The sequence below is a fragment of the Castellaniella sp. FW104-7C03 genome, from assembly GCF_040276085.1.
GTDB lineage: Bacteria > Pseudomonadota > Gammaproteobacteria > Burkholderiales > Burkholderiaceae_B > Castellaniella.
In genome coordinates, this window is record NZ_JBELOK010000009.1 from 100,458 (window position 1) to 119,147 (window position 18,690).

The 18,690-nt window shown below is 60.6% G+C and carries 23 protein-coding genes; 1 reads left to right on the forward strand and 22 read right to left on the reverse strand.

Going from position 1 to position 18,690, the window contains the following annotated elements; genetic code table 11:
- The first annotated feature begins 146 nt into the window (after window positions 1–146).
- Complete coding sequence (locus ABS758_RS11845; protein WP_350382931.1) at window positions 147–548, forward strand: GNAT family N-acetyltransferase; 402 nt, start codon at window positions 147–149, stop codon at window positions 546–548.
- Between the two features lie 98 nt (window positions 549–646).
- On the opposite strand, the gene ABS758_RS11850 is transcribed toward ABS758_RS11845, so the two are convergent.
- From ABS758_RS11850 to ABS758_RS11955, 22 genes are all read right to left on the reverse strand, one after another.
- Window positions 647–1,534: a tetratricopeptide repeat protein gene (locus tag ABS758_RS11850; protein WP_350382929.1), complete on the reverse strand. Its 888-nt coding sequence runs from the start codon at window positions 1,532–1,534 to the stop codon at window positions 647–649.
- A 45-nt stretch (window positions 1,535–1,579) separates the two neighbouring features.
- On the reverse strand, window positions 1,580–2,422 hold the full coding sequence (locus ABS758_RS11855; protein ID WP_350382927.1) for a DUF4062 domain-containing protein: 843 nt from the start codon (window positions 2,420–2,422) through the stop codon (window positions 1,580–1,582).
- 165 nt (window positions 2,423–2,587) lie between these two features.
- Window positions 2,588–4,186, reverse strand: coding sequence for a type IV secretion system DNA-binding domain-containing protein (locus tag ABS758_RS11860; protein WP_350382924.1), 1,599 nt, complete (start codon window positions 4,184–4,186; stop codon window positions 2,588–2,590).
- A 16-nt stretch (window positions 4,187–4,202) separates the two neighbouring features.
- A complete protein-coding gene (locus ABS758_RS11865; protein WP_350389092.1) occupies window positions 4,203–4,685 on the reverse strand; it encodes a hypothetical protein in 483 nt (160 codons plus the stop codon).
- The gene (stbB, locus tag ABS758_RS11870; RefSeq protein ID WP_350382920.1) at window positions 4,657–5,364 is read right to left on the reverse strand and encodes a StbB family protein; all 708 of its coding nucleotides are present in this window, start codon (window positions 5,362–5,364) and stop codon (window positions 4,657–4,659) included. Before stbB ends, ABS758_RS11865 begins: the two co-directional genes overlap by 29 nt.
- 4 nt (window positions 5,365–5,368) lie before the next feature.
- On the reverse strand, window positions 5,369–5,851 hold the full coding sequence (locus ABS758_RS11875; RefSeq protein ID WP_350382919.1) for a hypothetical protein: 483 nt from the start codon (window positions 5,849–5,851) through the stop codon (window positions 5,369–5,371).
- A gap of 20 nt (window positions 5,852–5,871) precedes the next feature.
- On the reverse strand, window positions 5,872–6,591 hold the full coding sequence (locus tag ABS758_RS11880) for a hypothetical protein (protein ID WP_350382918.1): 720 nt from the start codon (window positions 6,589–6,591) through the stop codon (window positions 5,872–5,874).
- Window positions 6,592–6,774: 183 nt separating this feature from the next.
- Entirely contained in the window at window positions 6,775–7,695 is a 921-nt protein-coding gene (locus ABS758_RS11885) for a TrfA (protein WP_350382917.1), read from the reverse strand.
- A 126-nt stretch (window positions 7,696–7,821) separates the two neighbouring features.
- Entirely contained in the window at window positions 7,822–8,841 is a 1,020-nt protein-coding gene (gene virB11, locus ABS758_RS11890; RefSeq protein WP_350382914.1) for a P-type DNA transfer ATPase VirB11, read from the reverse strand.
- Window positions 8,819–9,937 carry a type IV secretion system protein VirB10 gene (virB10, locus tag ABS758_RS11895; protein ID WP_345797809.1) on the reverse strand — a complete coding sequence of 373 codons (1,119 nt, stop codon included), beginning with the start codon at window positions 9,935–9,937 and terminating at the stop codon, window positions 8,819–8,821. The genes virB11 and virB10 overlap by 23 nt, the downstream gene beginning before the upstream one ends.
- Complete coding sequence (locus ABS758_RS11900) at window positions 9,934–10,851, reverse strand: TrbG/VirB9 family P-type conjugative transfer protein (RefSeq protein WP_345797810.1); 918 nt, start codon at window positions 10,849–10,851, stop codon at window positions 9,934–9,936. Before ABS758_RS11900 ends, virB10 begins: the two co-directional genes overlap by 4 nt.
- Window positions 10,852–10,878: 27 nt before the next feature.
- The gene (locus tag ABS758_RS11905; protein ID WP_345797811.1) at window positions 10,879–11,565 is read right to left on the reverse strand and encodes a VirB8 family type IV secretion system protein; all 687 of its coding nucleotides are present in this window, start codon (window positions 11,563–11,565) and stop codon (window positions 10,879–10,881) included.
- A gap of 3 nt (window positions 11,566–11,568) precedes the next feature.
- Entirely contained in the window at window positions 11,569–11,706 is a 138-nt protein-coding gene (locus ABS758_RS11910) for a conjugal transfer protein (RefSeq protein WP_345797812.1), read from the reverse strand.
- Between the two features lie 81 nt (window positions 11,707–11,787).
- Window positions 11,788–12,738, reverse strand: a complete 951-nt coding sequence (locus ABS758_RS11915) for a TrbL/VirB6 family protein (RefSeq protein WP_350382911.1) — start codon at window positions 12,736–12,738, stop codon at window positions 11,788–11,790.
- A gap of 9 nt (window positions 12,739–12,747) precedes the next feature.
- Entirely contained in the window at window positions 12,748–13,458 is a 711-nt protein-coding gene (locus ABS758_RS11920) for a TrbJ/VirB5 family protein (RefSeq protein WP_345797814.1), read from the reverse strand.
- Window positions 13,459–13,543: 85 nt separating this feature from the next.
- Window positions 13,544–13,927 carry a hypothetical protein gene (locus tag ABS758_RS11925; RefSeq protein ID WP_345797815.1) on the reverse strand — a complete coding sequence of 128 codons (384 nt, stop codon included), beginning with the start codon at window positions 13,925–13,927 and terminating at the stop codon, window positions 13,544–13,546.
- The gene (locus ABS758_RS11930) at window positions 13,924–14,127 is read right to left on the reverse strand and encodes a hypothetical protein (protein ID WP_350382909.1); all 204 of its coding nucleotides are present in this window, start codon (window positions 14,125–14,127) and stop codon (window positions 13,924–13,926) included. The genes ABS758_RS11925 and ABS758_RS11930 overlap by 4 nt, the downstream gene beginning before the upstream one ends.
- Window positions 14,118–14,693, reverse strand: a complete 576-nt coding sequence (locus ABS758_RS11935) for a hypothetical protein (protein ID WP_345797816.1) — start codon at window positions 14,691–14,693, stop codon at window positions 14,118–14,120. Before ABS758_RS11935 ends, ABS758_RS11930 begins: the two co-directional genes overlap by 10 nt.
- Window positions 14,694–14,797: 104 nt before the next feature.
- Window positions 14,798–17,227, reverse strand: a complete 2,430-nt coding sequence (locus tag ABS758_RS11940) for a VirB4 family type IV secretion/conjugal transfer ATPase (RefSeq protein WP_345797817.1) — start codon at window positions 17,225–17,227, stop codon at window positions 14,798–14,800.
- Window positions 17,224–17,625: a VirB3 family type IV secretion system protein gene (locus ABS758_RS11945; RefSeq protein ID WP_345797818.1), complete on the reverse strand. Its 402-nt coding sequence runs from the start codon at window positions 17,623–17,625 to the stop codon at window positions 17,224–17,226. The genes ABS758_RS11940 and ABS758_RS11945 overlap by 4 nt, the downstream gene beginning before the upstream one ends.
- Before the next feature lie 3 nt (window positions 17,626–17,628).
- Complete coding sequence (locus ABS758_RS11950) at window positions 17,629–17,949, reverse strand: TrbC/VirB2 family protein (RefSeq protein ID WP_350382908.1); 321 nt, start codon at window positions 17,947–17,949, stop codon at window positions 17,629–17,631.
- A 100-nt stretch (window positions 17,950–18,049) separates the two neighbouring features.
- On the reverse strand, window positions 18,050–18,685 hold the full coding sequence (locus ABS758_RS11955) for a lytic transglycosylase domain-containing protein (protein WP_345797820.1): 636 nt from the start codon (window positions 18,683–18,685) through the stop codon (window positions 18,050–18,052).
- Window positions 18,686–18,690 lie beyond the last annotated feature (5 nt).

The following is an 18,690-nucleotide window of genomic DNA, read 5'->3' on the forward strand; positions in this document are numbered from 1 at the left end:
TGAGGGGTGGTAAAAGATCAGCCAGCGGGCGCGAAAGGCGCGCCAGTGCTGGCTGTTGGAAGGAAGGGCAGGGGGATTACACAGGGTTTTCCACAGGAACTGTGGATGGCTGCTGGCCCCCTCATCAATTTAACCGGACGCTACTGATGTTGATTATTTCAGAGATCTTGCAATTTGCTGACTTAAAAAATAAGGTCCTTCGGGAACGAGCGGAACGAGGGCACTGTGCAAGATCCAAAGAGTTTGTCGCATATCGAGATGGAGAGGAGGCAGGATTGCTTTCATACGAAAAATGGAGCAATAGAATGCCGGGCTTCATATACGAGATATTTGTGCTTCCTCCCTTTCGCCGGCAAGGGGTTGGAAGGTCACTATTATTCTACGCGGAAGAATATGCCCTTCGGCTTGGCTGCAATTCTATTCGATTAAAGCCCTATACATTAGACGATAATTTTAAGCAGAGTGACCTGCTGGACTGGTATGTAAAGGAAGGCTACTGTCGAACTCCTGGGGATCAAGAACACATGGTGAAGGCTCTACATAGGTGAAATTTGCGTTATCTTTCCGCAAGATGGGGTTTCGTATACGACAGTGCCATAGTTGCTTCTGTAAATTGGTGTTTGCCGCAAATTCTCATACACAAATTTTATTTAGTGTATTGGTTCAGAGCCTTCAAAAAATTTCCTGGGCGATTCATTTCCCGGCTTAGCTTCTGCCCGGCACCGATTTGTTGTGGCGACATTTTTTTGGCAATTTTCTCACGATCATAAGCAGTATCGCCCCCGTGACTTAGATCTTTAGCAGAATATAGATTATACAGAGCGTAGGCTATGACATAGTCCTTCGGCACACCTCTGCCAGCCTCGTACATGAATCCAATTCTTAGTCGAGCATCTTGTTTACCTTGCGCAGCCGCAGCACTGTACCATTTGAGGGCTTCAGCGTAGTCCTTCTGAGCGCCATTTCTACCTATTTCATACAGTAGGCCAAGGTGAAATTGAGCGACAGCGTCTCCTTGCTCAGCTGCGGCGCGGTACCACTTGATAGACTCGTTGTAGTTTTGCGAGACACCCAGGCCCTGCGCATACATAAATCCGAGGCTCGATTGAGCATGAGCGTTGCCTTGATCGGCTGCAGCCTGGATCCACTTGACGGCTTCTTCCTCATCTTTTGGCACACCACGGCCTGAGAGATACATCCATCCGAAACGATTTTGAGCCTCAGCATAGCCTTGATTAGCGGCTGCTCTGTACCACTTGTTGGCCTGGGCATCGTCTTGCGGTACACCTTGACCTTGTGCGTACATCAGGCCAAGGAGATCTTGAGCCCAGGCATGGCCTTGCTCAGCAACTGGTTTCAACTCTCGAAGAGCCTCTTCATATTTCCCTTCATTTATGGCCTTTGATATATCTTCTTTGTCGCCAGCAAATGCAGATTGACTCAAAAAAAATGTCAATAAAAAGGCTGTTATCGATAAACTTCTTATATTCATTCTGTGCTTCCATTGATCGGCAAATTTACGTCTCTTGGACATCAGGTTCAGCGGTATGCTTATAAAACGTGGTGCTAATTATTAGATTTACAGCACAATCATCTCTGCAATTTGATAGCCAAGGTTTGTGAGTTCGAAAAACTCTCCCTTCTGGCCGCGCTCAACAACAAGACCCGATGCGACGAGTTCATTCAGCGCTTGCTCCCACTTTGCGACCTCACGCCGCTCGCCTGATGGTATTACATTCTTTCCGTTTGTTTGGATGTTGGTGCCGCCTATGTATCGGAGATACATGATGCGCCCATGAGCGTCCAAGCTTGCTTCCTTGAGTAAGATTCGTGCTTCAGCAGATATTCTGGGAATCTTAGTCTTTGATTCTTCGACTGGATTGCTGTCAATCTCGCTGATATTATCCAGGAAAAAGAGGTGCTCATTCAGTTTCAACTGAAGATGGCGATAGAATTTCGTTCTGAAATCAGCATGACTGTCGTAGCTCTCATATAAGCCTTGGCTACGGCATGAATCTTTAAATCTCTTCAACTTTGCAACCTGATCTAGGTCAACTGTGTCCATTGCGACCGGCTGGCTAGAGAAGTACAGCATGGTCGGTTTTCCCGTATCGATATGGCGCTCAATCTCTTCCACCGTGCCACTTGGGTAGCCATCAGTTGCTGTGCCAATTCTGGTCCAGAAAACTCCGACGAGGAGATCACATTTTTCTAGGACTTGATTATTGATGATGGCCTGAGCAGATGCACCCATTTCGGGCGATGAATGAGTTTCCCATCCAATCGGAAGTAGAACGATCTTCCGAGAGCTTGAGTGAACCACATTCCACTCGTAGACGACGTCACGAATGATAGCTCTTTCGGACGCGACATCTCCCGGCGAGGCGATCATCACGTTGTATGTCTTTGCTATGTAGCTCATCAATCTCTCTTTGAGAAAAGCCTAACAGTTATTCAATGAACCCACTAATCAGTGGTTTCAATGATGGCACGGACAGACGGCTGCTTGGCATACTAAAAGTAAAAATGCGCTCACGGATGGCTGCCATGAGAAATAACTTAGACGCCCACTGCTGGCCGATTGCAGTCATTTTCCATCCTGGAATGACGCAGCGAGCCCGTCAAACTTCTGAATCGACATTCGCACCCGAGCCACAGGCAAATCCCCCGCCAACGCCACATACCCTTCCAGCACCGGCAGCGCCTGAATCTGCGCAGCCGTCACCACGTCTTCCACCGTCCGATCCATATTGTCCGACGTATTCCGATGATCCACACTGCGGCTGACGCTGTATTTTGGCCGCTCGACCTCGTGTTTGCCAAGGCTTTCGCTCATATCGCGGGCAGTCTGCGGGTCGGTACGGGATCCGCCCAGCACGACCAGGTTGCGGAAACTCGCCCGAATGGTGGTGGCCATCGTCCTGCCGTACAGATGTTCCAGCTGAGACGTGCTCTGCAGGCCGGCGATGATGCGCAACCCATTCTTGCGGCCTTTGGTCAGGCCTGCTTCCAGTGACGGCAAGGCCTCCAGGCTCGCCAGTTCGTCGATGAAGAGCCACCAGCGCCTGCCGGTGCCTTCGGGCATGGACAGAATCGAGGTGATGAAGACATCGGCCCAGGAGGACACCAGGGGCCGCATGGAACTCATCATGTCTTCGCGCCAGTTGATGTACAGGTTGCCACCGCCGGGCTGGTCCAGCCAGTCGCGTATGGAGAAAGGACCTGGCTTCATGCTGGTGTGTTCCGACAGCTTGTTGGAGAGCACGAACCGGGCGGACGACAGAGCCTTGCTGGCTTCACTGGAGCCGACGAACAGGGATTCGGCGAGCGTCCCATCCAGGAACTGCTTGAGCACCTTCGGATCCTCGATGGTGCAGAGGCGAAACAGATCCATGATGCTGGCCTCGGTGCCTTGCAGCTGGTGCAGCTTCTTCGCCGTTTCGCGCAGCAGCAGCCGCCCGAAATCATTCCACTCTTCGGCGTTCTTGTCCTGGCTCATGGGTACCAGGGAATGCGCCAGGCGCTTCCAGTCGTAGTCGGCACGGACTTCGTTGAAGAAGGACCAGCCCTGGGTTCTGGCGTCGTACGGGTTCAGAATCACGTCGCCGGGTTGCCAGAATTTACTCAGCAGATCGCCATTGGGGTCAATGACGATCATGCGGTCATTGCGTATAGGTGTTTGGCCTGGCAGATGGTGCCGATGGCTGCGGGATCGCGCGAGCACAGACGCTGCCATATTGCGCAGCAGCACGGATTTGCCGGACCCCGTGGCACCGCTGACCAGCAGATGCAGATTTTCGTTCGCCGTGGGCATGGGGATGCCAGCGACGTCGATCTGTTGCTTGCCGGGTTCTGTGCAGAGCTTTGCCAGGTGCTTTGCCGTGGTCATCCGGGTGCCACGCACGAAACGCTTGTAGGCGGCCCCCTCGAAACCTTCAGTTTTCGCGGTGCGGCCGACAAAGAGGATCAGGGCCAGGGCCAGCACCAGGCCTACGCCCAGCGCCCCGTAGAGCAGGGGATAGCCGGGGGTAAGCTTCACGAAATGCCAGGCCATCTGGCGATTCCAGTCGCGCCAGGCGATGCCGCTGCCGTAGGTAGCGGCCGCCATCCAGGTTCCGATGGGAAAGAGCGCCAGGGAGAAGGCGGCAATGCGCCGCCGGGTGATGGGGGAGATCAGGGTAGACATGGGTGCCTTCGTGGAATCAGGGGATCAGCCACTGGCCCAGGGCCAGGCCTGCCAGTAGCCCACCCAGCACACCGGCGGCACCGCCAATGACCACGGCGATGAGTGCCATGCGCCGGGCCGACTGGTGCGTGATGCGGGCGCAGTGGGCTGCTTCCTGAGCCAGGTGATCCAGCCGGGTGCCAGTCGCATCCAGCATGGCTTGGATGGCCTGCTGGTGCCGTTGATGGATGGGCTTGGCAGCGGCTTCCAGGGTGTTCGTGAGCTGCCGGGCCAGTTGCTGAGGCAGAATCTGCTGCGTGTCGGCCACGGTCTGGATTTGCTGTTGGGCAGCATCCAGGCTGGTGCTGACCGCTTCGAGCCGATCCACGAGGCTGGCGACTTCGCCCAGCACCTCGTAGTACAGCAGATCGAGCTTGGTACGGGCGTGGCCCGGAGCCGGGCCTGGGGTCTGGGGCGTGTCCATGGCGGGATCAGGCAAAGAGCGCTGCAAAGGCCGCATTCATCTGCCGATCCACGGGCTGGGCTAGGGCGCGCAAGGCGTGCCGGTTGGAAAGCTGCGAAATCCGCGCATGGTCGCTGCGGTCGGCCGCCTTCAAGAGCGCCCGGTAGTCCGTCTGGTCGGCCAACACGTCGGCGAGCGTGGTGCGCAGATCGGCCAGCAGCTCGAAGACTTCGTTTTCGTAGATGGCAGCCTTGGGATTGGCCTGCACTTCGCCAGTCTTCGCGGCATAGGCCAGGATCGAGGGGAACTCATCCTCGACACTGGACTCCACCCGGTTGAACAGGATGCGCACGCGTTCGGGATTCACACCCAGCTCGGCCAGGGCGGCCACGGTCTTGATGGTTTCGCGCTGGGCCTTGCCGGTGTTGATGACGGGCAGTACGAAGCAGCTCATTTCCTCGTGGGCCCCTTCGTAGCGCATCATGTGGTTCAGGAAATCCTCGATATTGCTGGCCCCTACGTCCACGATGGCATCGTCACGGGTGAGCAGTTCTCGAAACAGCCTGCCGAAGTGTTCGCCGCGCAGCTGATCGACTTCCAGGCCCAGGTCTGCCCCGGTTTCGTTGGTGGACTCCACGGCAAAGATCTGGGCTCCGTTCATGCGGGGGGCCAGCAGGTGAGAGGCGACGACGGTCTTGCCGACCGATCCGGTGTAGTTCAGGACTGCGACTTTCATGGGTTCATTCCTTGTCGTGTTGAGTTTCGGTGTCTTGCGATGCCTTGGCTCGGTTGGCCAGGCCTTCGCGGCGCAGGGCATCGAGGTCGATACGCATGTCGCGGATCTTGCGTAGATCCCCTGGGGTCTGGATGCGGCTGGGTCGCCCCTGGATAGCGTCCAGCGGTGGTGGGGTGGGTTTGGCAGCGGGTGTCGCGTCGTGCTCGGCTGCGGGTGTAGTGGTCGTCTGACTTGCTTCTTCGGCGGCCAGCCGCCTGGCCCTGCGCCAGCGGCGCAGCGTGGTGATGTAGGTGTTGTGCCGCACAGGTAGGCCTGCTGCGGCCAGATCCTCCATGATGGCGGCGTGAGGCACGCCTGCAGCCACCTGGGGCTCGATGAGCGGGTAGAGCGCCCGCAACTTCGCGGCCTGGCGCAGGCGCGGATCCAGGCTTTCCAGCACGGCACGATAACGGGCGATGGGGTCGGGTTTGAGCGGGTTGTCAGTCATGAAAGGCCTTGGGTGGGGATTCAGTGATGCAGGGCCGGCAGCACGGCGGCTTGCTTGCCGTCCAGCCAGGCCAGGCCTGCGGCGTGGGCTTCGTCGTAGGCGCATTGATCATCGGCAAAGCGCACGGACTGACCACGGGCGGGGAAATGCCCGCAGCCGACTTCCTGGTTGTGATCGAGCAGGCGCAGCAGGTAGCCTTCGCCGTCGCCTTCACGCGGCACGATCTCGAACGAGAAGCGCAGCCGGGCCTGGGCCAGCTCCATCTGGAACTGCCGGGCAACCGTCGGGATGCGGGCGGCCCAGTCGCCGCCGATACGATCCAGGGCGTCGGCGATGCTGTAGCCGCGCTCCTGCAGCCAGTCGCCGCGATCCAGCACCAGGGCGGCGGTCAGCGCTTCGCCAAGGCTGAGCGCTCCGATGCCTTCACGGGCGGCCCGATGCGCGATGGCAAGCATCCGGGTGTCGAGATTTGCGTGTGGGTTCTGGGACATGAGAACTCCTTGGCCCTGCGGGTTCAGGGCGGTGATGGGGGAATGGGTGGGGTGTGGCCCGAGCGGGCAGATGTTGATCACTTGCTGACCGATGCAGCCGTGCAAACGGCTGCGCTGCGTGGCAGGCTGAGATGGCGTGGGGATGAGGTGATCAGGCTGGACGGCAGACGGACTTATCCACAGACCGCTTCTGGTAGAGATAAGGTAGAAGAAAGGTAGAGCATGGTTTGGACGGCTGAAAACCCGCATGGATACTGCATTTCAGCACTCGTGCCCGCCTTCTTGTTACGACGAAAACGCCTTCTTATTACGATAAAGCGCCTTGTTATTACGATGTGCCCGCCTTCTTATTACGATGGCTGGAATAGCTTATCCACAGGTTGGTTTTGACTAATTTCCGGTCCTGCTTTCAGGCCTTTGGGCGCCTTGTTATTACGATGCAGAGCGACCGTTGTTACGGATCCAGCTGGCGACTTCCCGGCCTTTTTCCAGCCCGATCTGAGGGTTGGCGATCAGATTCAAATCGGCCAGTTCTTCCAGGGCTTTGAGCAAGGCGGCACGGAAGTTTCTTAGGTGTCCGGTGTGGTACGCCCGATCCTTCAGCCACTGCAGGCTATAGCGCTGCTGCGTGTCGGCAGAGGTGGCGATCAGGCGCTGCAGGCTGCGGGCGAGATTGCCGCGTAGTTTCTGGCGCGTCTCCCAGTCAATCAGGGCATATTCCCGGTTGCCGAAGATCTGTGCCCAGCGCGGGTCGATGACCAGCGTGTAGACGCCGTCTGCGTAGTCGAAGCCGCCCATCATGGGCAGTACCCGGCAGGCCGGATGCATGCCAAAGCTGTATTTGGCCGATCCATCCGGCCGCCTGGCTTCGATGCACAGGGTAAAACGGGCCAAATCCTTCATGCCTTCATGCAGCCACTGGTAGCTGGCCCCGCTGGTATTGCGCCCAATCCCGCGCAGGAAATCCGCGCGGTTCACAATGGGCTGTTGGCCTGCGGGGCAGGTGGCTTGCAGGTACATGGCGTGCATCCAGATATCGGCATGGTCTTCGGATAACTGTTCGCCGCTGCCCGTGATCTGGATGTTGCGAGCGGACAGAAACACAGTTTCCTTGTGCATGATGCTGGCCCCACGCCGGATGGGCGCGAAGATGCCAGAGCGGGCGATATGGTTGGGGATGGCACGAGAGGTCTCGGAAATACCGGGCACGACGAAGGGCCGGATATCGAGCCCTGCTGCGGGCGACTGGGTTTTGGCTTCCGCTGCTTTTCGGTGGGCAAAGCGCATGGCGTCTTCAAGGCGCTTGGCTGCGGCAGCTGGGGACCGGGTCAGGTGGCTGGTGTGGGTCAGCATGGGAAAACTCCAGACAGGCCCGGATAAGGCCTGCCTGGTCGTGTGCAGCGCCTCACACGGGTACAGGGGGGATAGGGCCAGCAGACGGGGCTGCGTGGCCGTGGATGAATGAGAGGGCGGGTTGGCTTACCCAGGCCCGTGCCGTCGCGGCTCGAACCACAGTTCCTTCAGCTGGAACCGCTCGAAATACAGCACGATGTCCACGGTCTGGCGCAGGAAGGCCTGGATGGTGGCCAGGTCCAGGTTTCCACCCGTGGGCGACTGTTTGATGAGCACGGCCAGTCGGTCGAACGTATCGGCTGCACCGTTGGCGTGGGTGGTCGTGACCGACCCTGGATGGCCAGTGTTCAAGGCGGCCAGGTAGTCCCAGGTCTCGGGCCCACGCAGTTCAGCCAGAAAGATCCGGTCCGGGGATAGGCGCATGCAGGCGGCCAGGCTGTCGGTGGCCGAGACCCGGCCCCGCGTGCCGCCATACATGAGATGGATGCAGTTGCGGTGGCGTGGGAGGATGAGCTCGTGTACGTCTTCAATGGTGATGAGCCGTTCATCAACGGGCACTCGATCGATCAGGGACCGGGCAAAGGTGGTCTTGCCCGATCCCGTAGCCCCGGTCACGACCAGGTTCTTGCGGGCCAGAATGGCGGCGGTCAGGAAAGCCGGGATATCGCCTGCTGATTTGAGCGCCATCAGCTGCTGGTCCACGGCCGACAAGCCACCTGCCGTATATGCGGCCGCCGTATCGGCCACTGAATCGAAGGTGCCTTGTGCCTGCAGCTCATCGAGCGTAAAGGCGGCCTGGGTGTGCTTGCGGATGTTGATGGCCATCGTGCCATCCAGGCACGCCGGAGGCTGCACGATCTGGCCGCGTTCGCCACCGGGCAGCAGCACCGACAGGATGGGGGCGCGGGCCATGTGGTTGTAGGCTGCGAGGGCCGTGGCCAGGGCCTCCAGATGCGGGTAGGTGAGCGCCCCGCACTTATGCAGCTGCCAGGCCCCACGGACACGGATGTAGAGCTCGCCCGCTCGAACAATGGCGATTTCCGTGACAGCGGAATCGGCCAGGTGGGCGGCCAATGGCCGTAGAAAGGTCTTGACCGCAATCGCCCGGTCAAAGGGCAGCGGCTCAGGGGATGGGTTCAAGGTCATAGACTTGGCTGAAGTCCAGGTCGCGTGCCACCATGATGCCGATGCGCGTGCCCTGGTTCTTGTAGAGGGTTGGGGGGATGTCGAGCGACTTTTCCAGGATCTTGGCGACGACCTCCTGGCCGCCTTCGCGGGTGTTGTCAAAGCGGATGTTGTTGCTGCCAGACTGCCCTTGGTTGGCCGCCCAGCTGCCGAAGTCTCCGACCAGCGACAGCAGGATGGCGTTGCCAAAGCGCTGCCAGAAATGATTGTCGATATGGCCATCCAGACCAGCTTCGCCCAAGGGGCCGGTGCCGAGTGACCCAAGATTGACGATCACGCCTGCCGGAGTTTCCAGCCGGTTCCAGGTGACGAAGGCGCGGGCCTGGCCCTGCACGATCCCGCCGGACTGGTAGCCCGTGAACTTGGTGCCTGCGTCGATCAGTTTCACCTTGCCGTTGGTGCTCATCACGTCGTGGGTGGCTAGACACGTCAACAGCCCCGCCTGGGTGCTCACCAGCTTGGTTTGCAGCGTGCAGTCGATCATGGTGCCCTGGGTGAGCAGGAAATTGCGGTTGCCCAGTTGGCCTGCGACAGAAGGGGCGAGCTCCAGCGGCCGCAGCTTGTCGGCTAGGGGACCGGCATCGGCAAGCGGCCCGCCGGGACCAGTGGGGTGGCTGGCTGCAGCGCCGCCATCGGTGGAACCGGCATTCAGGGGGCTCGCGAGCCTGCGCTGGGCGACTTCATCGACGGGCGGCGGTGCGGCAGGCATGGGCGGCGGCACATAGTAGGTGTGGCTTGGTTCTGCGGCTGGAGGCGGTGCTTCTGGCTTGATTGTTGGGGCCGGGCGTTCGACCTTGGGAGCTGTCAGGCGGTTGGTGATGCCGCTTTGATCGGCCTCCAGGCCGGTGGTGTTGGCCTGCTCGGTATCGCGGCTCCAGGCCTTGAGCAGCACGCCTGCTGCCACGGCGACGGCCACGAGGATGGTGAGCCACAGAAAGGCCCGCGCACCGCGTGGGGCGCTGTGGCCGGTAGCGCCCAGGTCCAGGGGCTCGCGGTGCAGGGGTTCACGCTCCAACGGCTCGCGCTCCAGCTTCGGGTGGGGTTGTTCATCGTTCATGGGGTATTCCTTGCTGGGCTCACTTCTCGAACCCGGAAAGAGGGCACGGGCATGCTCGAGGATTGGCTGCTTACTGCCTGTGATTCGACCGACTGGGACCGTGAAGATTGACCCTTGATCCGCCGCTTGACCGTTGGCGATGTCGTCCCGGTATGCGCCGGTGGCGGCGTTGCGCCATAGGTCTCGTTATGGATGGCGAGCACCAGATCGCCCAAGCGCAGATGCCACAGGGTCGAGGTGCGGTGCAGTACCAGGGTGCGGTCGTCGGCCATGTGGAAGTTGGTGATGACTTCCTGGCCGTCGGGTGTGACTCGATAGACCGCTGGAATATCTGCACCGGGGGCAAATTGCAGCCAGGTCTGGCGGCCATCGTCCCAGGCGTGGACTGGGGCAATCGCCGCGTCGCCGCTTCGGGTGTAGGCCAGCCAGTTAACGCGGGTGGGGGTCGCCTGTAGGGATCGCTTGATGGCAGCTTGCTGGGCAGCCTGGTCGCGCTTGCGGGCTTCGACGTCTGGATACCGGATGACGAGCTTATAGAGGGCCGGAGCGCTGCGGCTGTCGCTGTAGGACAGCCGGAAACTGTAATCGCGCTGGTCAGTCACCACGATCAGATTGGTGTTGGCGTCCTCGGCCGTGGGCTTGAAGAACAGGTGATTGTCCTTGTAGGTGAAGGCATAGGCGCTGCTGTCGCCAAAGACGTGATAGACGTAGTGTTCGTCTGGGGCCAGCACGATGTGGGTGGCCACACCGATTACGGCGTCCAGCTGGATCACGTCGGCCGGGTTGTAGTTCACAGTGCGCACACGATGGTCCAGACGCGAGGATCTGGGGGTTTCCAGGGCCAGGGCGGGCCCTGCAAGCGCCAGGCTCAGCATCAGGGCCAGTGCCTGGCGGCTGGGGAAGTGGTCAAACATGGGATTTCCTTCTGATGCGGTCTGACGTCAACGCGAGAGATCAGCGGCCAGGTCGTAGCGCGTTACCTGAAAGCCCAGCGGATTGCGCCGGGCCACGGCTTCGGTGAGCGGCACATCGGCGTACTGGTAGGCCATGGTGGCGATCAGGTGGCGTACCTTGTTGGTCTCGCCCGTGGTCACGTCGCGCTCGGTCTTGGAAAAGCGCACGATGGCGGCCTGGTTGGCCCCGAGCGTAATGGAATGCACCTGCACATCCACCGTGCCCTGGGTGCCCAGGCGGGTGGTGACGGCCTCGGGGCCTTCAAAGCGTTTGCCGTAGGCCGTCTGGATGGGCGGCGAAGACAGCAGGGCGCAGGTATCGAATTGCTCCTGAATGGTCTGCCAGCTGTAGCCTTCGCAGTTCAGCACATAGCTGTTCAGGAAATACTTGGCGATGCGCTGGCCGTAGTCCTCCAGCGGCTGGCCCAGACGGCTGACGTGCTCGATGCCGCCGGTGGCGTCGTCCACGCGCACCACATACATTTCGGGCGGCTGCTTCAGGGGCGTGAGGCCCAGCACCGCGCCCACGGCTACCAGTGCCAGGGTGCCAGCGGCGAGCGCCACCTGCCAGGCCCGTTTGCGACTGGCAATGAGCTCGCCCAGATGATCGCGTTCCAGGCCTCGGGATCGCTCCAGGTAGGCAGCGATGTCTTCAGATTTGAGGGTGTCGGCCATGGTTCAGGCTCCGTCAAACGAGGGTGGTGTGGCGTTCACTGGCACGCGGGGAGAATCGGCGGGCTGCGGCGGCTGGGGCGCGTGAAAGGCGCAGCCAGCCAGCAGCCCTGTGAATACCAGGACGGCGATGAAGGATTTCATGGGTACAGGGCTCCTAGCCTGCCGGGGTGCGGCAGGCGGATCAGAGGTGGGAGGGCCGAACCAGCGGCTGGCCGGAAGGGATTACTTGGCGCGGGGGCGCAACATGCTGCGCAGGCGCAGCACCGAGAAGGCTCCGTGGGCAGCTGCACCGATACCCAGACGAGCGCCGAAGCCGTTGGACAGGCCAGCGGCCAAGCCGGGGAGCATGATCATGACGACCAGGCTGGCGATGCCGACCAATACCTGAGCACCAAAGAGCGACAACACATCAGTAATGCCTTTTTCGGTTTCGGTGGCGATCATCTGGATGAGTTGGATATTTATCTGCAGCAGCAGCCCGAAGATGAGGCCTGCCAACAGTGCCAGAAACACGAAGTTCAAGGCCTGAGAAACCCAGCTGTTGAACAATGGCTTGGTGGGCTCAAACAGGGTGGCCGCAATGAAAATGGGCCCGGTGGCCACGACCAAAGCCATACCGACCTTGCAGACGACGATGATGACCATGATGATGCTGCCTACCATGGCCGAACTGAAGCTCACCAGCGTGGCCAGAATGCTGACCAGCACTTCACGGGTCGATGGCATGAAGTTGTACCAGGGCTGTTTGCTGGCGCCCATCATGGCGTTGGATGCTTCGCCTGTTTCCTGCTGCAGCTTGTCCACTTCTTCGGCCACGCTGCCAGTGCCCAGGGCAAGCTGGGTCACGTCGTCTGGCAGAGCGACCATGGCTTTGGCAATGTCGTTCTGGTACAGCCCACCGGCACCAAAGAACAAGGAAATGATGACCACCAGGATGGCCTTGCGAAAGAACTCGGTGACGGTCATGCCGCCCTGTCCGCGCATCAGGGCAAAGGCGTAGATCACGAACTGCAGGGTAAGCCCCACGACGATGACCGGCATCAGGGCCTCGAACAGGGCCTGCATAGGGCCGTTGACGGCATCACTCAGGACGTTTTCTGTCTGGCTCATCACCCACTGTGCAATGTTGTCGGCATCTGAAGGCGGTGTGACGGAAGTTTCAAATCCGGCCATGGTCTTGCCTTATGGTTGTGGGTTTACGGCGTCGCCTTCGCTCTTGCCCGATTTGTTGCCGAACCATCCGCCATAGACGCGTTCTGCACGGGCCTGCAGCAGATGACGTTCAGCTTCCAGCTGCTGGGAGGCCAACTGGATCCGCACCTGTTCGGCCTGGATATTGGCCTGTTCGATCTGGATGCGGGCCTGCAGTTCTGCAATTTCCTTCGGGTTGGTGGTCTGATTGATTTTGTCCTGCAGGGCATCCACATTGGCCAGGCGTCGGGTCATCGAATCGTAGGCGCGTTCGCTCATGGCCTTGGACGTGGCCTCGATGTTCAGGGCCCGTTTGGACAGGGCCTGGCGATCCTCCTGAAAATTGACGGGGGCCATCACTTGATCGGTGATCCGGTCCACATCCCCGTCCAGGCTGGATCCACCGGAGCGGTCGAGCAGATCCTGGGCGCTATTGGGCAGGGCCGCACGCAGCTGGTTGCGGATATCCGGGTTGCCAACCACGTTGCCGTAGCCACTGGACTGTGTGAAGGCAGCCAGCTGGCTTTTGGCGGTCGCCAGTTGTTCGGTCAGGTTTTTCAGCTGGTCTCGGGCGGTGAGCAACTGTTCCTGTAGCTGGGCGATGGTGGCGGCGTCGATGGTGGGGATGCCACTGGCGTGGGCTGGGCTCATGAAAGCAGCGGACAGGGCAATGCCCGCCGCAAGCAGCTTGCAGCGTGTCATGGGAACTCCAAGGAAAGATGGGCAGCAGACGCTACCCAGGAATGGGCCTGTCCTTTCAGGTAGGCCCATCAGGTTGGCTGGTAGATCAGCTGCGCTTTTTCGTCAGCTCGGCTTCGTACTCGGCCTGGGTAATGCGTTTGGCCGTTGTGCCATCCGTGGTGATCTGATCGGAGGCTTCGTCATAGGCAATGTGTTTGGTGCCTGCCACGACCAGAATATTGTCAGCATCACCAGGCGTCGCTGGAGCGGTGTGAACCCGGTAGCCAACCTTGCCGATGTTGTTCCAGCCGTTCACGGTGAACAGCAGGCTGTCGCCATTGCGCTTGATGTGGATGAGGGTGGGCGGATAACGCCCCAGGTCGGTCAACCAATACCCCACGAACTTCTCCCCATCCGGTTCCGTCTTGCATCCGCCCAGGAAGGTCAGCAGGGTGGCGCCGGCGGTGGCAATGAAATGTCGTCGATTCATGGGGTGTCCTGTGGTGATGGGTTGGTAGGGTTCGCCTGGTGCCGCTTGAAGGTGGCCCAGGCATCGGCCACGCTGCAGGCGGGCCCAGCTTTTGTAAGCCAGGTCGCGCGCTCTGTCGGTTTCAGGATGTTCCACCAGGCCATGCCCATCGCTTCGTCAGCGGTGGGTGGCCGGTCAAGGTTTGCAGGGGTCATAGACATAGGTCGGGGCCCTCCTGTTCATGCGTCGGTGCCTGTAGTTGCAGAGGGTGATCGAAGCGCACGCCGATGAGATCGGCAATCCGCTGGATGTCCGACGGTTCTGGCCGATGGCCATTCACTTCGTGGATGTGCAGGCTGTAATACTTGTGTACACCTTGCCCGAAATACTCCTGATCTTCGCGCGGGGTGCTGGATGAAAACCAGAGATACGGCGTGTGGCGGGGATCGGAGGCAGAAGCCAGGTCCAGGCCGTAGTCCTGGCCGATGCGCTGCAGCGTGTCGGTATCGACCGTTTCGCGCTCGATTTCAGCGGTGCCTTCGCTGAATTGGCCTGCCTCTCGGTCTTCAGGTGTCCAGCGTTCGCCATAGATCGAAATCAGGAAGCGTTCTCCGGGGTGACCTGATTTTGGTTCGGAGTCAGGTAGGCCGATACGGTCATAAAAGGCGGGGTCGTGCTGGTGGTGATCCTGCGCTGATTGAAGATCGTTTTGTTTCGACTGTTCCAGATCCCGGCGGTGCGACTCGTTCGCGCGCAGCCGATCCTGAGCATGGGATTCATGCTTCATGGTGTGGTTTCCTTGTGTGGGACGCGTGCGGCGATCATCTTCGTGGCGTCACGAAAATGGTCTGGGTGGTTTTTTGATGGCGGCCTGACTTGGGCCTGGATTGCCTAACGGTGAGTCTGTCGAACGGCCGCAAGATAGACCGGCAGCCAGGCAGCGGGGTCCGAACCCGCCTGGGCCACGGCCTGTTCTGCAATTTCGGCCATATCAGGGCTGCCGGAGAACACCAGCAACTCGTCTTCGCAGCCGGACAGGTCCAGCTGCGCCACGGTGACACTCGCCCCCTGCTTGACCAGGAATTTGCGGCTGGCTTCGCCCAGGCTTTGCAGCAGGGCGAATTCCGCAGGTGTGAGCCCGAAGCCTTCGATGTAATCGCGGGCGCGGGCCTTGGGGTTGGGCAAGAGGATGAGCGTCGCGGTCTGCTGCACCAGGGACGGCCCCACCGGGTTTTCGGTGATGGCCCCCGGTTCCTGGGTAGCAAAGGCAAGCACGCCGTTCTTTTTGCGGATCGTGCGGCTCGCGTCCTGCATGGACTCCTGAAAGTGCGCGTCCTTTAGGGGGTGCTGGCACTCGTCGTACAGATTGATGATGCGCCGCCCGTCGTGCAGGGCGTCGATCCGATGCTTCAGATACAGGGTGGCAGCCCCGCGCACGTCATCATCATCCAGCAGTTCGGTCAGATCAAAGCCAAAGATTGCAGGCTTGCCGCTCGCGGCCTCCAGATCCAGGTGATCGCCGGGATTGTCGAACACCCAGCCGTATTCCCCGCCCTGACACCAGGGGGCGAGTCGCGCATGGATGGTGCTGTGCGACTCGTCTTCGCTGTAGGGGTTCGGAAGCAGGGTGTTCAGGGTTGAAAACGTGCGTGCTGGCCGGTCGATAAGCGTCACCAGCTGCTGCACGGCCTGGGTGATATCGGCCCGCTGGCGAGTGCTGACCGCTTCGCCCCGGCGTTCGGCCAGGTAGACGACCAGGCGCACCATGAAGGCGACATTGCCCTTGGTGGGCTCCATCTGAAACGGGTTCCAGCCGGTCGCTTCGCCCAGGCGGATGTTGAAGTAGCGCCCACCCAGGGCCATGATGAGCACCTGCATGCCCTGGTCCTTGTCCCAGACCACGCAGGCAGCCCCGAATTTCTGCGCCTGGGTCAGCAACATGCCTTGCAGCACGGTTTTGCCGGTGCCTGTCATGCCGATGATCAGGGTGTTGCCCGGGCGGCGTTTGCCGGTTTCGTCCAGGTCTTCCGTGGAGGCATGGAAGTTGAAGAAAAAGGGCGATCCCGTCTGTGTTTTCAGCATGGTGACGGCTGGCCCCCAGGGATTTCCGGCAGGCTTGCCCGTCAGTTGGTTGTGCAGGCTGGAAAAGCACAGGAAATTCAGGGAGGTCACAGGCACGGGCCGAGGCCGCCAATGCCAGTTGCCCGGCAGTTGCGCCCAGAACCCGGCTTCCAAGGCCCGGTCCAGGGGCCGGAAGCCTACGGCGTCTTCGGCCAGGGCGGTGGCCGTCTGCGCCAGTGCCTGACGCACACTGTCTGCCGAGATGCCATACACCAGGAGGGTGGCATGGTGATCCCCCAGGCCCAGACGGGCCGATGTCAGATCGTCCATCACTTCGGCCAGTTGCGTGACCTGACTGACCGAATCGTCACCTGAGTCCACAAGCAGCTTGTGGTGTTTCTTGACGAGTTTCTTGGCGGCGGCTCCTGTGTGACTGCCCCAGGATTGCGTCAGCACAAACTCATGGGGCAGGCCCAGCAGCCGGTCCAGGTGGCCCGGTTTGGTGGCTTCCGGGTAGTCGCGCAATTCCATCATGCCAAAGAGGCGTGACCCGGCGACAGTGCGCAGTTCGCCCAACTCGCCGTGGCGGCCAAAGATGGGACGGGCCTGCGGCAGGGTTTCGCGCAGCCGTTCCCGGCTGATCGGCACGGGCCGATGGGTGCCCGACAGCAGGAATCCCAGAAATTCAGCCGTTTCGCTGAACGCCAGCCCCTGGCGATCCACGATGCCGAGGATCTGCGGATCGTAGCGGTACAGGCCTGCGGTCAGTGCCCGCACGGCGCTGTCCAGGCGCTCGATGGATTCATCCTGCCAGTGAGCCAGGCGTTTTGCATCCGCCTTTTCCAGGCTGGCGAAGGTGCCCAGCACAGGGTCTGCGACGGGGTGAATCAGCACACTCAGGTACAGGTCATTGACCATTAGCCCCGCGGTGTCGAATGTCGCCCGGTAGGCCGCATCAAAACGGGTGGCGAAAGGTTGTGCAAACGTGCTGTCGGGATATTCCGTCACACGCCTGCGGATGATGTGAGAATACAGGCCGAGCGAGCCCATGGGTAGGCCGCGCAGCACATTGTGCAGGGCCTCGATCCAGTCTGTCAGTTCAGCCTGGCCGTAGGCGTCCGGTGCCCGACCAGCGACCTTGATGACCGCCAGGTATTCGTGGTTGTCGCAGGCAATGATGCGGTCGGTGACATGGTGGGAATAGGGCAGATAGCGGGAAACCAGCCGTTCATCAACGGCCAGTGCGGTGGCTGCGGTCATGGCAGAGTCCTTCGGGAAAGCAAACGGCGCCAGGGCCGGTTGCGGTGGTAGCCCTGCGGGGCATAGCTGGAACCGCGCCAGAATTGCTGCTGGCGATTCGTGCGACGGGTCTTGAGTTCCAGCCAGAGGATGTCGATGGCTTTGTCGTCATCGCGGGTGAGCATGGCCAGCGTGGGCATCACGACCAGCAGTAGTCCCCACCAGGCCAGCCCGGCTGTCATGGCAATGATGGCCACGCATGCGAACGCGCCGAGCATCAAGGTGGTGGGGATGCCCATGAAGGTCGCCTTGCGGCCCAGGCCCTTGAACACGGGATAGGTGTTCGGGGGCTGATGGTCGGGAGACTGGTCTGTGTGGCCGGTGCGGGCGGCGCGTGTGCTGCTGGTGCGGATCGCCATGGCTTACTTCCAGAGCAGCACAACGAGTTCGGCTGCGGACCCGGCCAACAGCACGCCAATGCCCCAGCGGATGGCGTCATCCTTTCGCATGACTTCCGCCGAATACAGCACGAAGATGATGACGCCGATGATGACGGCGGCAATCGGCAGAATGATGTCCAAATTGTCTTTCAGGGTTTGCAGGGTGGTTCGGGCGCGAGACAGGCCGCCCAAAGACTGCGCCCATGTCGCGTGACTGACCGTTGCCAGTATCCAGAGTGTCACCAGCCTGTCCATGAAATGTCGCGGTCTTGTCTGGGGTGTGAGGTGTGGCAAATTCTGCATGGCATGACTCCTGCCCCAGACGCCGGCAGGCGTGTTGGGGTGTGGGGTGGGAAAAGAAAGGGGGAGGCTGCGGGCCGCTGGATGCGGTGCTGCGGAGGGATCAGTGGGCCGGTGGCTGAAAGCCATCGGCGATGGGATGTGCTGTGAAGCCGTCCGGGGTGCCAGGTGGCTGGGTGGGTGTCGGGGCTGGTGCGGTATCCGGGCTGTCCGCCGTGGCGGGTTGCGCGTCGTTAGCGGATGCCGCATCGTCTGGGTCTGACTTGAGGGCCGGGACCACGATGCCCGCCTGAGCCAGTACCTTGCCCACATAGCCATTGGCAAAGCCCCGCGTGAGGTTGCCGGTGTTGTAGCAAGACAGTGCCGCCCGCAAGGCTTGTTGCGGGTGACGATGGTGGCGCAGCGCCCTGGCGTAGCAGGTGGATAGCACGGTCTGGGCAGCGGTCAGATTCTTGCAGGGATCGAAAACCGTTGTGCTGTCCAAGCCCAGCCAGTGCCAGTTGCGCACGTTGATCTGGCCCAGGCCTGCGTCGAAATCCACGCCTTGGGCCATCAGGTCTTGCGCGGTGCGCTGGGCTTCTTCCAGGGTGCCGGGTTGCTGGATGAAGGCCTGGCGCTTGCTGTTCACCCCAATGGCGTATTGCCGTGCGCCCGACTCGTGGCGAATCAGTGCGTCCAGCGTGACCGGGTGAATGTGTGGTGCGCAGGCAAGGGCGAGGGAGGCCAGGGCAGAAAGCATGGCGC